The organism is Pseudomonas sp. MF08817 (assembly GCF_059862705.1).
The window spans coordinates 84,545-98,552 of the sequence record NZ_JCBCUY010000013.1; the positions used below are offsets into that span (position 1 = coordinate 84,545).

13 protein-coding genes are annotated in these 14,008 nt (G+C 63.4%); 1 reads left to right on the plus strand and 12 read right to left on the minus strand.

Annotation, left to right across the window (positions count from 1 at the left end; genetic code table 11):
• Positions 1–41: 41 nt before the first annotated feature.
• From AC19YR_RS10245 to truA, 6 genes are all read right to left on the minus strand, one after another.
• Positions 42–599, minus strand: coding sequence for a CvpA family protein (locus tag AC19YR_RS10245; RefSeq protein ID WP_095107702.1), 558 nt, complete (start codon positions 597–599; stop codon positions 42–44).
• A 99-nt stretch (positions 600–698) separates the two neighbouring features.
• On the minus strand, positions 699–1,328 hold the full coding sequence (locus tag AC19YR_RS10250; RefSeq protein ID WP_500598309.1) for an SPOR domain-containing protein: 630 nt from the start codon (positions 1,326–1,328) through the stop codon (positions 699–701).
• A complete protein-coding gene (folC, locus tag AC19YR_RS10255; RefSeq protein ID WP_500598310.1) occupies positions 1,312–2,619 on the minus strand; it encodes a bifunctional tetrahydrofolate synthase/dihydrofolate synthase in 1,308 nt (435 codons plus the stop codon). Before folC ends, AC19YR_RS10250 begins: the two co-directional genes overlap by 17 nt.
• On the minus strand, positions 2,616–3,536 hold the full coding sequence (gene accD, locus AC19YR_RS10260; RefSeq protein WP_095107699.1) for an acetyl-CoA carboxylase, carboxyltransferase subunit beta: 921 nt from the start codon (positions 3,534–3,536) through the stop codon (positions 2,616–2,618). Before accD ends, folC begins: the two co-directional genes overlap by 4 nt.
• A gap of 266 nt (positions 3,537–3,802) precedes the next feature.
• Positions 3,803–4,426 carry a phosphoribosylanthranilate isomerase gene (locus AC19YR_RS10265; RefSeq protein WP_095107698.1) on the minus strand — a complete coding sequence of 208 codons (624 nt, stop codon included), beginning with the start codon at positions 4,424–4,426 and terminating at the stop codon, positions 3,803–3,805.
• A gap of 63 nt (positions 4,427–4,489) precedes the next feature.
• Entirely contained in the window at positions 4,490–5,314 is an 825-nt protein-coding gene (gene truA / locus AC19YR_RS10270) for a tRNA pseudouridine(38-40) synthase TruA (RefSeq protein ID WP_095107697.1), read from the minus strand.
• 207 nt (positions 5,315–5,521) lie between these two features.
• Here truA and AC19YR_RS10275 point away from each other — a divergent pair, with 207 nt between their 5' ends.
• Positions 5,522–6,181, plus strand: coding sequence for a M24 family metallopeptidase (locus AC19YR_RS10275; protein ID WP_500598311.1), 660 nt, complete (start codon positions 5,522–5,524; stop codon positions 6,179–6,181).
• Between the two features lie 60 nt (positions 6,182–6,241).
• Here AC19YR_RS10275 and AC19YR_RS10280 read toward each other — a convergent pair whose 3' ends face one another.
• The 6 genes from AC19YR_RS10280 to leuD form a co-directional block, all read right to left on the minus strand.
• Positions 6,242–8,785 (minus strand): FimV/HubP family polar landmark protein, encoded by a 2,544-nt coding sequence (locus AC19YR_RS10280; protein ID WP_500598313.1) that lies wholly within the window; start codon positions 8,783–8,785, stop codon positions 6,242–6,244.
• A gap of 193 nt (positions 8,786–8,978) precedes the next feature.
• On the minus strand, positions 8,979–9,989 hold the full coding sequence (locus AC19YR_RS10285; protein ID WP_095107694.1) for an aspartate-semialdehyde dehydrogenase: 1,011 nt from the start codon (positions 9,987–9,989) through the stop codon (positions 8,979–8,981).
• A 148-nt stretch (positions 9,990–10,137) separates the two neighbouring features.
• The gene (gene asd, locus AC19YR_RS10290) at positions 10,138–11,250 is read right to left on the minus strand and encodes an aspartate-semialdehyde dehydrogenase (RefSeq protein WP_095107693.1); all 1,113 of its coding nucleotides are present in this window, start codon (positions 11,248–11,250) and stop codon (positions 10,138–10,140) included.
• 66 nt (positions 11,251–11,316) lie between these two features.
• Positions 11,317–12,399, minus strand: a complete 1,083-nt coding sequence (leuB, locus tag AC19YR_RS10295; protein WP_095107692.1) for a 3-isopropylmalate dehydrogenase — start codon at positions 12,397–12,399, stop codon at positions 11,317–11,319.
• Between the two features lie 62 nt (positions 12,400–12,461).
• Complete coding sequence (locus AC19YR_RS10300; RefSeq protein WP_095107691.1) at positions 12,462–13,223, minus strand: class I SAM-dependent methyltransferase; 762 nt, start codon at positions 13,221–13,223, stop codon at positions 12,462–12,464.
• A 134-nt stretch (positions 13,224–13,357) separates the two neighbouring features.
• Positions 13,358–14,002, minus strand: a complete 645-nt coding sequence (leuD, locus tag AC19YR_RS10305) for a 3-isopropylmalate dehydratase small subunit (RefSeq protein WP_095107690.1) — start codon at positions 14,000–14,002, stop codon at positions 13,358–13,360.
• Between the last annotated feature and the right edge of the window lie 6 nt (positions 14,003–14,008).

The following is a 14,008-nucleotide window of genomic DNA, read 5'->3' on the forward strand; positions in this document are numbered from 1 at the left end:
GCGACGCAACCCCTACTTAATGAAACTGAACTGAACACCACTCACGGGGCCGTGTTGACCGGCAAGAGGTGCTCCTTGAACGGTATTTCAGCGGGTACGCTGATACCGCTGGCCAGCCACTGACTGCTCCACCCCAGAATGAGGTTTTTTGACCAGTCCGCGACCAATAGAAATTGTGGCACGAGCCTTGACTCCTGCCACCACGAATCCTGCTGTACCGGCCCCAGGCTCAACAGCCCGACAGCGATGACCACCAGCAGTGCGCCACGCGCAGCGCCGAACGCCATGCCCAGGAAACGATCGGTCCCGGAAAGCCCGGTGACGCGAATCAATTCGCCGATAAGAAAGTTGACCATTGCGCCGACCAGCAAGGTGGCGACAAACATGATTGCGCAGCCCGCGATCACGCGGGCCGAGGGTGTTTCGATATAACCGCCGAGGTACTCGGACAATGAGCCACCAAACATCCAGGCAACGACTCCTGCGACGATCCAGGTGAGCAACGACAACGCTTCTTTGACGAAGCCGCGACTCAAACTAATCAAAGCAGAGATGGCGATGATGGCAACGATCGCCCAGTCAACCCAGGTAAATGGCACAGTGCAGCCTACAGACGGATAAGGCGGCGCATTTTAGCAGAGCCCATGCCGGTCGGTAAGCCGCGATTACGCGCCCATTTCAAATCAATTGCGCGGTTTTCAGCTGCGTTCCGGCTGAAAGCGCACGACAAAACCCTTGAGGTTGTGTTGACGACCGAGCAAGTCACGCAGGCGATCGGCTTCGGCACGTTCGATCAATGGCCCGACGAACACCCGGTTCTTGCCATCCGCAGAACGGATGTAGGCGTTGTAGCCCTGGCTACGCAGGGTTTTCTGCAGGCTTTCGGCGCCTTCGCGGCTCGCCAGGCTGGCCAGTTGCACCGACCAGCTCACCGACAACCCATTGGCATCGACGCGGCTTTGGCTGACATCCGGGCGCACCGCAGGCTGCACCGCCGCAGGCTTGGGCGGCGTAGGTGGGGCGACAGGCTTGCTGGCGGCAATGGGCGCTGTCGGTGGGGTCGCCGGAACGCTAGGCGCAATCGACTCGGCGATCTCTTCATCGCTCGGTACCGGCTCCTGGGGCAGAACCTCGGGCTCGGGTACCACCACCGGTTCAACCTCAATCTGCGCCATGGCCGGGGCGGCGGGCGCCGCCGGAGCCTCGACCACAACCTGCCGCTGTTCATCCTGGCGGGAGAACAACATCGGCAAGAAAATCACCGCCAGCGCCACCAGGACCAGGGCCCCGACCATACGCTGCTTATAAGCGTTATCCAGCAAAGCCATTTGCCACTTCCTCCGTGGAGCGCCGGGCCAGCCATTGAAGGGCCTCGGCGACACAATAAAATGATCCGAACAACAGGATCTCGTCCTCTTCCGTCGCTTGTGCGCACTGCCCTTGCAGAGCCTCACTCACACTGCCATAGGACGTCACCGCGGCACCAAGGTTCTGTAGCGCCGCTTGCAGGTCCACCGCCGGGCGAGTGCGAGCCGTGTCCAGTGGCGCGACCGCCCAATGCCGGACGCTGGCACTCAACGGCGCCAACACGCCCTGTAGATCCTTGTCCGCCAGCAGGCCGAACACCGCCAGGCGCTTACCCGCCACCGGCCGCAGGGCCAAGCGATGAGCCAGGTACTGCGCGGCGTGGGGGTTGTGGCCGACGTCCAGCAGCAGGTTCAGGCGCTTGCCCTGCCAGTTGAATTGGCGCCGGTCCAGGCGCCCGACCACCCGGGTGTCGCGCAGCGCCGCGGCGATCTGCCCAGCCTCCCAGGGCAAGCCCAGCAGCAAATAGGCCTGCAAGGCCAGCGCGGCGTTTTCCATGGGCAGGTCGAGCAACGGCAAGTCGCGCAATTGCACCTCTTGGCCCCGCCGATCCAGCCCACGCCATTGCCAGAATTGCTCAGTCCCCCCCAGATCGAAATCGCGGCCGCGCAAAAACAGCGGGCAACCCAGTTCACGGGCCTTGTCCAGCAGGGGTTGCGGAGGATTGAGGTCGCCACACAGCGCAGGCGCGCCCGGGCGGAAGATGCCGGCCTTCTCGAAGGCTACCGATTCGCGGGTATCACCCAGGTACTCGACGTGATCGACACCGATGCTGGTGACCAGCGCCACATCGGCGTCTACCAAGTTGACGGTGTCCAGGCGCCCGCCCAGGCCGACTTCCAGTACCACAGCGTCCAGTGCCGAACGCTGGAACAGCCAGAATGCCGCCAGCGTGCCCATCTCAAAGTAAGTCAGGGTGGTTGCGCCGCGCCCGACCTCCACCGCCTCGAAGGCTTCGCACAGCTGGGCGTCTGTCGCTTCGCGCCCGTCGAGCTGCACCCGCTCGTTGTAGCGCAGCAGGTGTGGCGAGTTGTAGACCCCGACCTTGAGCCCCTGCGCCCGTAGCAATGACGCCACGAAAGCACAGGTCGAACCCTTGCCATTGGTCCCCGTCACGGTGACCACCCGTGGCGCCGGCTTGCCCAGCCCCATTCTCGCGGCTACCTCTTGCGAGCGTGCCAGCCCCATATCGATGGCCGACGGGTGCAACTGCTCAAGGTAGGCGAGCCATTCGCCAAGGGTGCGCTGGGTCATAGGTTGGCAGGCACCGGCGGCACGACGATCGGCTCAATCGGCGCGGCCACGTACTCAGGCGTCGGTAGGCCCATCAGTTGCGCCAGCAGGTTACCCAGGCGCGGGCGCAGTTCCTGACGGGCAATAATCATGTCGATGGCGCCGTGTTCCAGCAAGAATTCACTGCGCTGGAAACCTTCGGGCAGCTTTTCGCGCACGGTCTGCTCAATCACACGTGGGCCGGCGAAACCGATCAGGGCCTTGGGTTCGGCGACAATCACATCACCAAGCATCGCCAGGCTGGCGGAAACACCGCCGTAGACCGGGTCGGTCAGCACGGAGATGAACGGAATGCCTTCTTCACGCAGGCGCGCCAGCACGGCCGAGGTCTTGGCCATCTGCATCAGCGAGATCAGGGCTTCTTGCATCCGCGCACCACCGGAGGCGGCGAAGCAAATCATTGGGCAGCGATGTTCCAGGGCATGGTTGGCAGCGCGCACGAAGCGCTCGCCAACGATGGCACCCATCGAACCGCCCATGAAGGAGAACTCGAACGCCGACACCACCACTGGCATGCCCAGCAGAGTACCGCTCATGGAGATCAATGCATCTTTCTCGCCGGTCTGCTTTTGGGCAGCGGTGAGGCGGTCCTTGTACTTCTTGCCGTCGCGGAACTTCAGGCGATCGACCGGCTCCAGATCGGCGCCCAGTTCAACGCGGCCATCGAGGTCAAGGAAGATATCGATACGGGCGCGCGCGCCGATCCGCATGTGGTGGTTGCACTTAGGGCAAACATCCAGGGTTTTTTCCAGTTCGGGGCGATACAGCACCGCCTCGCAGGACGGACATTTGTGCCACAGACCTTCAGGCACCGAGCTTTTCTTCACCTCGGAACGCATGATCGAAGGGATCAGTTTGTCTACTAACCAGTTGCTCATGCTTTCTTTCTCCAGTACCGGCGGCCCGAACCCTTGAGGTTCGAGGCCCCGCGTATGCCCTTGAGCTAAATTCATGTGTGCGGCGATGATCGGTTCGCTAGCGCGGTCAGCGCCAGGCTTGACCTGCGGGCGCGAGCCCATCCTCAGCCATCAAGGCGCCCGCCCTTGAGCAGTCGCCACTTCGATTCGGACCGTCCAGCGACGGCGCCGGCCTGCTTTGTACAGTGGTGTTATGGACGGCAGTCAACTGCACGTCGTCACATCCTCTACGCGCAACCGCGAACGGCCTGCATGAAGGCGCGAACCTTGGCGTGGTCCTTGATGCCCTTGCCCTGCTCCACCCCGCCACTGACATCCACTGCGTAAGGGCGAACCCGGGCAATGGCGTCGGCCACGTTTTCGGCGCACAAGCCGCCGGCCAGGATAATCGGTTTGCACAAACCTTTGGGCACCAGCGCCCAATCGAACGCCTCGCCCGTGCCGCCGGGGACACCTTCGACATAGGTGTCGAGCAACATCCCGCTGGCCCCGGCATATGCCTGGCAACTGGCGGTGATGTCATCCCCGGCCTTGACCCGCAGCGCCTTAATATAGGGGCGACGGTAGCCTTCACAATCGGCCGGGGTTTCGTCGCCGTGGAACTGCAACAGATCCAGGGGCACCGCATCGAGAATCTCGCCCAACTCGCAGCGGCTGGCGTTGACGAACAACCCCACGGTGCTCACGAATGGCGGCAGCGCGGCAATGATGGCCCGCGCCTGCTGCACCGTGACCGCCCGTGGGCTCTGGGCGTAGAACACCAGGCCAATGGCATCCGCCCCAGCCTCGACCGCCGCCAACGCATCGTCTATGCGGGTAATACCGCAAATTTTGCTGCGAACGGCTGCCATATCGCGAAAACTCCAAGGCTTGTCCGGGAAAGCCCCGGATGGTAGCAAATGCTTTTCCAGGCGTCAGCCGTCAAGTTCCGCGAACCCGGTAAGGAAGTGCGGGCCGATAAAACGCTCGGGCAACTCAAATTCGTCGTGGTACTCGACCTGCACCAAATACAGGCCATAGGGGTGGGCCGTTACCCCGCCGGTACGGCGGATGCGGCTCTGCAGCACTTCCCGGGCCCATTCCACCGGGCGCTCGCCGGCACCGATGGTCATCAGCACCCCAGCGATGTTGCGCACCATATGGTGCAGGAACGAACCGGCGCGGATATCCAGCACGATCATCTTGCCGTGCTGGGTAACCCGCAGGTGGTGAAGCTTCTTGATCGGCGACTTGGCCTGGCATTGCCCCGCGCGAAAGGCACTGAAGTCATGGGTGCCCACCAGGTGGCTGGCGGCCTCGGCCATGCGCTGTACGTCCAGCGGGCGGTGGTTCCAGGTGATTTCCTGGTTCAAATGCGCCGGGCGGATCTGATCGTTGTAGATCACGTAGCGGTAACGCCGGGCAATGGCCTTGAACCGCGCATGAAAGTGCGCCGGCATGACCTTGGCCCAACTGACGCTGATGTCATGGGGCAGGTTGATATTGGCGCCCATCACCCACGCCTTCATCGAGCGCTCGGCCTGGGTGTCGAAGTGCACCACTTGCCCGCACGCGTGCACTCCGGCATCGGTACGCCCGGCACACATCAGCGACACCGGCGAGTTGGCGACTTTGGACAGCGCGTTCTCAAGGGTTTCCTGCACGGTCAGCACGCCCGAGGCCTGGCGTTGCCAGCCGCAATAGCGCGAGCCCTTGTATTCCACACCCAGTGCGATTCGGGAAAAGCCTGCGGCCGCCATTTCGGCGGCCGCGTTATCTATATTTGCCAAGGACTTACAGCCTGCTGAGGGACGCAAAGGCGGCCATTATAAGGCCGCTACCGGCCGACGCCATGTTCCGCCGTGTTTTTGTTGGCGGATAGGCTGAGCCAGGGTGATTGCAGCGGGCCACATGCTTTCGCTATATATACATATATATAACGACAACCACCGCCGAGACCTGATGCAATGAACGCGATACCGAAAGAAGCCGTGGGCACGGCTTATAGCCTGGAAGGCATGCTGCATGCCAAACGCAAGACCTGGGAAGCCATCGATGAAATGGCCCGGCGCATTCACCCCGGCATGCTCGAGTCCGCGGCCCGCACCATGGGCTTTGAGGTACTGGAAGAACTGGGCATGGACCGCATCTGGCACCCACTGCTGATCCGTTTCGGTACCAACACCCTAAAAACCTTCAAGCAGCGTTCCGACGGTGACCCGCGCCTGGGTGAGGACGATATTTTCCTGATTGACCTGGGTGTGGTCTGGGACCGCCACGAAGGCGACTGCGGCGCTACCTTCACCACCGGCAGCGACCCCGAAATGCAGGCCTGTGCAGTGGCGGCCAAGACGTTGTTCGATGAGGTTTACCGCTACTGGCGCGACGAACACGTCGCCGGCCCGGCGCTCTACGCCTACGCCGCCGAACGGGCGAGCGCCATGGGCTGGGTGCTTAATCTGGATATCAAGGGCCACCGGGTCAGCGACTTCCCCCATGCCATCTATCGCGCGGGTGACCTGGGCGATTTCCAGGCCTGCCCGAACGTAGGCCTGTGGATCCTGGAAATCCAGATCGCCCACCCGACCCGAGCGTTTGGCGCGTTTTATGAAGATTTGCTGACCTGAAAAAACTGTGGGGGAGCGCCGCTCAGGCGCTCCCCCACAGAGGCTGTACCTGCATCAGGATCAGGCCAGGCGATCGAGCATTGCCTTGGCTTCGCCGCGCTGGCCATCGTCGCCCTCGGTGAGCACTTCGGCCAGGATGTCCCGGGCACCGGCACTGTCGCCCATGTCGATATACGCCTGGGCTAAGTCGAGTTTGGTGGCTACTTCATCTGTGCCGGAGAGGAAGTCGAACTCCGAATCGTCACCCATGGCTGCGTCGTCGGCTGTGAAGGTCGGCTCGGCCATGCTCTGGGACAAGCGATCCAGCTCGGCGTTGACGTCATCCAACTCAGCGGAGAAGGCATCCGGCTCCGCCTGAACGTCCAGCTCGTCGGACAGGGACAGGTCAAAGTCGGCGGGTAAATCCAAATCATCCAGAGCGGCTTGGGTGACCGTCGGCACCTCGGCGGCCGACAGGTCTTTGAACTCGTCATCCAGGCTCAGCAGGTCTTCGTCGGCCAGGGCTTCCTCAGGCAGGTCGGCACCCAGGTCGAAGTCAAAATCCGACAGGTCGTCCAGGCTTTCCTTGGCTTCGGTCTGCTGCGCCAGCACCGACTCGAAACTCAGGTCGTCGTCCAGCGGGAAGGCTTCCAGCTCCGGCACCGAGGCGACAGTAGCGGGCGATGCCGCTTCCAGGTCATCCAGGCTCAGGTCGAAGTCAGCGTCCAGCTCATCCGAAGAAGCCACGGCAGGCGCCGGGGCCGCTGCGGGCTCATCTTGCAGCAGCTCCTTGACGTACTGGGCGTCGAGCTCAGCCGCCACTGCCGCCGCACCGAGCGCCGCCACTGCCATGGCCGGGAAACGGGCCTTGAGCTGTTCGACTTCGGCAAAGTTCTTACCGTTAGCCACCAACTGGCGCTCTTGCACCACGAACGCGTCGCGGTCGCCCTGCTCGCCGTAGACTTCCATCAGTTTCAGGCGCAGGTCGCTGCGTTGCGGCTCTTGCTTGATGGCTTCTTCAAGCAACTCGGCAGCCTGGTTCAGGCGACCGTTGGCGATATGGGATTGGGCCTGGGCCAGCACGTCGTCGGAACGCTCGGCGGCCGGCGCCACCAGGGGCGCGGCAATCGGCGCCTGCACCACCACCGGCGCGATCACCGGAGCTGGAGCTGGAGCTGGAGCTGGAGCTGGAGCTGGAGCTGGAGCGAGGTTGACGCTCGGCGGGGGAACGTCAAGGCCTTCGAAGCTGCTTTGCGGCAGGTCCATGTCCGAGGACAGGTCGGACTCTTCGGCCAGGGCACGGGCCATGCGCAGGTGCTTTTCCGCTTCTTGCTGCGCCTTGCGGCGACGGGCCAGCAACAACAACAGCAGAAGCAGGATCACCGCGCCGCCACCCACCAGGCCCAACAGCAACGGATTGGTCAGCAAATCGTTGTACTTCGCCTCCTCGCTCGCCGCTGGGGCTACCGGTTCAGGGGCCGGCGCCACAGTGGCCACAGGGGCAGGCTGAGCAACCAGTTCGGCCGGCATTGCCGGATTGCCTGGGCTCGGGGCGCTGGCCACGGCCGCTGTCGCTGGGGCGGAACCTTCGGCCTGCAACTTGGCCAATTGGTCGTTTTTCAGTTCAATCAGGCGCTGGAGCTTGTCCAGTTGACTTTGCAGGTCGGCCATGCGGCTTTTCAGCTCGGCATTGTCGCGGCGGCTGGCATCGAGGCTTTCCTGGGTCACCGCAAGCTTGTCGCTCAACGCCTTGCTGTCGTTGCCGCCCTTGCCGGAGTTGGCCGAAACCAAACTCAGCTTGTCCGTCTTCGGCCCTTGGCTGGGGGCGACGGTGGCCCGCGCACGCTTGGTGGCGTCCAGCGGTTGCGCCCGCGCCGCGCGGCGGCCCTGACGCCAGGCCACATATTGGGCATTCACCTCGGCGACGGCGGCCGGTTGCGCCAGGGCAGTGCTTTGGGTGGTATCCGGCAGGCGCAAGACCTGGCCGGTTTTCAGGCGATTGATGTTGCCATCGACGAAGGCATCGGGGTTCAGCGCCTGGATCGCCAGCATGGTTTGCTGGATCGAACCGCCATTGCGCGCCTTGGCCGCGATTTCCCAGAGGGTGTCGCGGGCGCGGGTGGTGTGCTGCGCCGGTTTGCCGGGCGCGGTGACTGGGGCCGCCGTCGGGTTGACCGCTTGCGCTGGTGCAGGCTGGGCCGCAGCATCGGCGGCTTGCGGGGAGAACTTGGACGGGTCGAGCAGCACGCTGTAATCACGCAGCAAGCGGCCGTTGGGCCACATCACTTGCACCAGGAACTTGACCATGGGCTCGGTGAGCGGTTTGCTCGACGTCACCCGCAGCACGCTTTTGCCGCCAGGGTTGAGCACCGTGGTGAAACGCAGTTCATCAAGAAAGGCCTGGCGGTCGACACCGGCCTTGCTGAAGTCTTGCGGCGAGGCGAGGCTGGGCACCACTTCGGCGGCGGTGAGGTCCTTGACGTCCAGCAGTTCGATCTCTGCCACCAGCGGTTGGGCCGGGGCTGACTTGAGGGTCAGCTCACCCAGGCCAAGGGCCTGCGCCACGCCAGAGGACAGCGCCGAGGCGGCCGCAATTGCCAGCACCAGTTTGCGAACTTGAACCATAGCCTCATCCTTTGTTGAACATTCCTCGGCCAGCGAGAAGGTTTAGTAGCCGCTGCCGTAAGGCACTGCGCGCAGCCTTGTAGGGAACGTGCGCGCGATTAATTCCGTGAAGCTGCGGGCCCCGCGGGAGGCCCGGTTCGGCCAAGCATAGCGCCTGGTCAGAAACATTCGGTAAATTGGCGCCAAGTATCTTTTACAGCAGGTCTTTTATCAACAACTCAGCCACTTGCACGGCGTTGAGCGCCGCGCCTTTGCGCACGTTGTCGCAGGTCAGCCACAGGTTGAGTTCCGTCGCGTCGTCCACACCGTGGCGAACCCGGCCAACGTAGACCACGTCCTGCCCTACCGCATCGCCCACCGCGGTCGGATAATCGCCGGCCTCCACCAGTTCGATGCCCGGTGCGTTTTCCAGGGCCTGGTTGACCTTGCCCAGGTCCACCGCCGCCGCACATTGCAGGCTGACAGTAAAGCTATCGCCAAAAAACACCGGCGCTTGAACGCAAGTCACGGAAATCTTCAATAAAGGCTGCGCCAGAACGTCGCGCAGTTCGCGCACCAGGCGTTTTTCCAGGAGGGTGTGGCCCTGGGCGTCCGGCTTGCCAACCTGGGCCAGCAGGTTGAACGCCATCTGCCGGTCAAAGAACTTGGGCTCCAACGGGCGGACATTGAGCAACTCGGCGGTTTGCCGGGCCAACTCCTTCACCGCGTCGCGCCCCTGGGCAGAGACCGCGAGGCTGGCCGTCAGGCTGACCCGCTGGATGTCGAGCACGCTCTGCAAGGGTGCCAGCACCACGGCCAGGCTGGTGGCCGAAGGGCTGGGGCTGCTGACTTGAAGCGGCTTGGCCAGGCTCGCCAGTACCTGGCCATTGACCTCCGGCACCACCTGGGGTGCCTGCTCGGCGGGCAAGGCGCCGGACAGGTCGATCACTGCGCATCCCGCTGCGGTCGCACGGGGCGCGAAGCTCAGGGTGACGGCCGGGCCGGCGGCGAAGAACACCAGTTGCACCTTGGCGAAATCGAACTCATCCACTTCCCGCACCCGCAGGTTTTTCCCACGAAACGGCAGCGAGTGCCCCGCCGACTCGCTGCTGGCCAGCAAATGCAGGTCGCCCACCGGGAAGTCGCGCTCTTCGAGGATCTGCACCAGGGTTTCGCCGACCGTGCCGGTGGCGCCGATCACGGCGATATCAAAGGACTGGCTCATGGGGTTTACCTCAGGCGAAACGGGGGGAGCGGCACTTTACCGGGTGGGTGGCATGCAGGCAATTAAAGGCCATCGCGGGCAAACCCATTGCGCCATAAAAAAACCCGCGCTTCTTGCAAGGCGCGGGTTCTTCTACAACACGAAAGGATCAACGCTCCAGTAGGATCCGCAGCATGCGCCGCAGCGGCTCGGCCGCGCCCCACAGCAACTGGTCGCCGACGGTGAACGCGCCCAGGTACTGAGTGCCCATGTTCAGTTTGCGCAAGCGGCCCACGGGTACATTCAGGGTGCCGGTGACCTTGGTCGGGCTCAGCTCCTGCATGCTGATATCGCGTTGGTTCGGCACCAGTTTGACCCACGGGTTGTGCTGGCTGATAAGCCCTTCGATATCGGCGATCGGCACGTCTTTGTTGAGCTTGATGGTCAGCGCCTGGCTGTGGCAGCGCATCGCGCCGATGCGCACGCAGATGCCGTCCACCGGGATCGGGCTCTTGAAGCGGCCCAGGATCTTGTTGGTTTCGGCCTGAGCCTTCCACTCTTCGCGGCTCTGGCCGTTAGGCAGTTCCTTGTCGATCCACGGAATCAGGCTGCCCGCCAGCGGCACGCCAAAGTTTTCGGTCGGGTAGGCTTCGCTGCGCATGGCTTCGGCCACACGCCGGTCGATATCGAGGATGGCGCTGGCCGGGTCGGCCAGTTGATCGGCGACCGCAGCGTGGGTCGCGCCCATCTGCTTAATCAGTTCGCGCATGTTCTGCGCGCCGGCACCGGAGGCCGCCTGATAGGTCATGGCGCTCATCCATTCCACCAGGCCAGCCTCGAACAGGCCGCCCAGGCCCATGAGCATCAGGCTGACGGTGCAGTTGCCGCCGATATAGTTCTTGGTGCCTGCGTCGAGTTGCTGGTCGATGACCTTGCGGTTCACCGGGTCCAGCACGATCACGGCGTCGTCCTGCATGCGCAGGCTGGACGCGGCGTCGATCCAGTAGCCCTGCCAGCCCGCTTCGCGCAGCTTGGGGAAGACTTCGCTGGTGTAGTCGCCGCCCTGGCAGGTCAGGATCACGTCGAGGGTTTTCAGCTCTTCAATGCTGTACGCGTCCTTGAGCGGGGCAATGTCCTTGCCCACGGACGGGCCTTGGCCACCGACATTGGAAGTGGTGAAAAACACCGGTTCGATAAGATCGAAGTCCTGCTCTTCCAGCATCCGCTGCATGAGCACGGAACCGACCATGCCGCGCCAACCGATCAGACCTACACGTTTCATCGCAACTACACCTTGTTAAAAAGTGGGCTCGCTCGCCGCCATCGGCGCCAAGCGCGGCCCGAGAGATTACAGATTCCGCAGCGCGGCGACTACTGCGTCGCCCATTTCCTGCGTCCCGACTTTAGTGCAACCGGCCGACCAGATATCCCCGGTGCGCAAGCCCTGGTCCAGCACCTGGCTGACGGCCTGCTCGATGGCATCGGCGGCGGCGTTCAGATTGAAGCTGTAACGCAACATCATCGACACCGACAAAATGGTTGCCAGCGGGTTGGCGATGCCCTGGCCCGCGATATCCGGCGCCGAACCGTGGCACGGCTCGTACATGCCCTTGTTGTTGGCATCCAGGGAGGCCGAGGGCAGCATGCCGATGGAGCCGGTGAGCATTGACGCCTGGTCGGACAGAATGTCGCCGAACAGGTTGTCGGTGACGATCACGTCGAACTGCTTGGGCGCGCGCACCAGTTGCATGGCGGCGTTGTCCACGTACATGTGGCTCAGTTCGACGTCCGGGTAGTCCTGGGCCACTTGCTCGACGATTTCGCGCCACAGTTGGCTGGAGGCCAGCACGTTGGCCTTGTCCACCGAGCAGACCTTCTTGCCGCGCACCCGGGCCATGTCAAAGCCCACGCGGGCGATGCGGCGGATCTCGCTTTCGCTGTACGGCAGGGTGTCGTAGGCCTGGCGCTCGCCGTTTTCCAGGGTGCGGGTGCCACGGGGCGCGCCGAAGTAGATGCCGCCGGTCAGCTCGCGGACGATAAGGATGTCCAGGCCCGAGACGATTTCCGGTTTCAGGCTTGAGGCGTCGGCCAGTTGCGGGTAAAGGATCGCCGGGCGCAGGTTGCCGAACAGGCCCAGTTGCGCACGGATTTTCAGCAGGCCGCGCTCAGGGCGGATGTCGCGCTCGATCTTGTCCCATTTCGGCCCACCCACGGCACCCAGCAGGACCGCGTCAGCGGCGCGGGCGCGGTCCAGGGTTTCGTCGGCCAGGGGCACGCCGTGCTTGTCGATGGCCGCGCCGCCTATCACGTCGTGGCTCAGCTCGAAGCCCAAGGCATACTTGTGGTTAGCCAGTTCCAGGACTTTGACCGCTTCGGCCATGATTTCCGGACCAATGCCGTCACCCGGGAGAATCAGAATCTGCTTGCTCATGCTTTCCTCTTGTTATCTAGCGACCGGCCCGCGGGCCCGTCCGGAAAAATTTAGGTGCGTGCCTAGCGCTCGGCCCACAGCACCAGCACGTCGGTACTGAAGGAGCCGTCGGCCTCGATCTCGAAGTAGTCGCGCACTTCCTGGCCCATGGCCTGCTGCAACTGCCGGATCGCTATGCACAAGGCTTCTGGCGTGCGCATCCGCGCCACCCAGGAGCTGTACTCCAACCGCAGGCGCTGGCGCGAGGTGCTGCGCACATGCAGGCCGGCGTCGCTGACCTGGCGCAGCCACTGGCCAGCATCGTAATCGCGCACGTGGCTGGTGTCGCGCAGTACCTCGACGCTTTGCAGGTAGGTGTCGAGCAACGGGCTGCCCGGCGACAACACATCGACGAATGCCGCCACGCCACCGGGCTTGAGCACCCGGCGCACTTCCCGCAGCGCCAGGCCCAGGTCGCTCCAGTGGTGGGCCGAATAGCGGCTGAACACGAAATCGAACTCGCCATCGGCAAACGGCAAGCGCTCGGCAGCGCCCTGTACGGTGCGGATGTTGCCCAGGCCACGATCTACTGCGGCGGCGGCCACCACGTCGAGCATCTGCTGGGAGAGGTCGTAGGCGACCACTTCCTTGACCAACGGCGCCACATGGAAGCTCACATGCCCGGCACCGCAGCCCAGGTCCAGCAAGCGCGCCTCGCCCTGCCCGGCCAGTTCGGCCTGGAGCAGCGCGAATTCAGTGCCCTGGGCGTGAACTGCGCTGCTCAGGTAGGCCGAGGCCTGTTCGCCGAACTGCTTTTGCACGACTTGGGTGTGGGCGGTGGTCATGATGAGTTCCTTGGGTTTGTGGCATGGATACTGGCGCTATCGCGGGCAAGCCCGCTCCCCCACTTGACTGCATTCGCGCATCGGCCGGTGGGAGCGGGCCTGCCCGCGAAGGCGTCAGGGCGATCTACCGCACATCAAGCATCGCGAAACAGCCACGGCTGGCTCGCCCGGTGCTTGGCCTCGAACGCGGCAATGGCGTCGCCGTCCTGCAAGGTCAGGCCGATGTCGTCCAGGCCATTAATCAAGCAGTGCTTGCGAAACGCATCGAGCTCGAAGTGGTAGACCTTGCCGTCCGGGCGGGTCACGGTTTGCGCGGCCAGGTCGATGGTCAACTGGTAGCCGGGGTTGGCCTCGACTTGCTGGAACAACTCATCGACTTCGGCGTCGCTGAGGATGATCGGCAGCAAGCCGTTCTTGAAGCTGTTGTTGAAGAAGATATCGGCGTAGCTGGGCGCGATGATGCTGCGAAAACCGTACTCTTCCAGGGCCCAGGGCGCGTGTTCGCGGCTGGAGCCGCAGCCGAAGTTCTCCCGGGCCAACAGGACGCTGGCGCCCTGGTAACGCTCGGCGTTGAGCACGAAATCCTTGTTCAACGGGCGCTTGGAGTTGTCCTGGTAGGCGTAGCCCACGTCCAGGTAGCGCCACTCATCGAACAGGTTGGGGCCGAAACCGGTGCGCTTGATCGACTTGAGAAATTGCTTGGGAATGATCTGGTCGGTATCGACGTTGGCCCGATCCAATGGCGCGACCAAACCTGTGTGCTGGGTAAAAGCTCTCATCGGTAA

Excerpts from the sequence above, each read along its gene's own strand:
- leuB (WP_095107692.1), bottom strand. The coding sequence starts at position 12,399 with ATGAGCAAGCAGATTCTGATTCTCCCGGGTGACGGCATTGGTCCGGAA.
- leuD (WP_095107690.1), bottom strand. The coding sequence starts at position 14,002 with ATGAGAGCTTTTACCCAGCACACAGGTTTGGTCGCGCCATTGGATCGG.
- folC (WP_500598310.1), bottom strand. The coding sequence starts at position 2,619 with ATGACCCAGCGCACCCTTGGCGAATGGCTCGCCTACCTTGAGCAGTTG.
- asd (WP_095107693.1), bottom strand. The coding sequence starts at position 11,250 with ATGAAACGTGTAGGTCTGATCGGTTGGCGCGGCATGGTCGGTTCCGTG.
- AC19YR_RS10285 (WP_095107694.1), bottom strand. The coding sequence starts at position 9,989 with ATGAGCCAGTCCTTTGATATCGCCGTGATCGGCGCCACCGGCACGGTC.
- AC19YR_RS10265 (WP_095107698.1), bottom strand. The coding sequence starts at position 4,426 with ATGGCAGCCGTTCGCAGCAAAATTTGCGGTATTACCCGCATAGACGAT.
- AC19YR_RS10250 (WP_500598309.1), bottom strand. The coding sequence starts at position 1,328 with ATGGCTTTGCTGGATAACGCTTATAAGCAGCGTATGGTCGGGGCCCTG.
- accD (WP_095107699.1), bottom strand. The coding sequence starts at position 3,536 with ATGAGCAACTGGTTAGTAGACAAACTGATCCCTTCGATCATGCGTTCC.
- AC19YR_RS10280 (WP_500598313.1), bottom strand. The coding sequence starts at position 8,785 with ATGGTTCAAGTTCGCAAACTGGTGCTGGCAATTGCGGCCGCCTCGGCG.
- AC19YR_RS10300 (WP_095107691.1), bottom strand. The coding sequence starts at position 13,223 with ATGACCACCGCCCACACCCAAGTCGTGCAAAAGCAGTTCGGCGAACAG.
- AC19YR_RS10275 (WP_500598311.1), top strand. The coding sequence starts at position 5,522 with ATGAACGCGATACCGAAAGAAGCCGTGGGCACGGCTTATAGCCTGGAA.
- truA (WP_095107697.1), bottom strand. The coding sequence starts at position 5,314 with ATGGCGGCCGCAGGCTTTTCCCGAATCGCACTGGGTGTGGAATACAAG.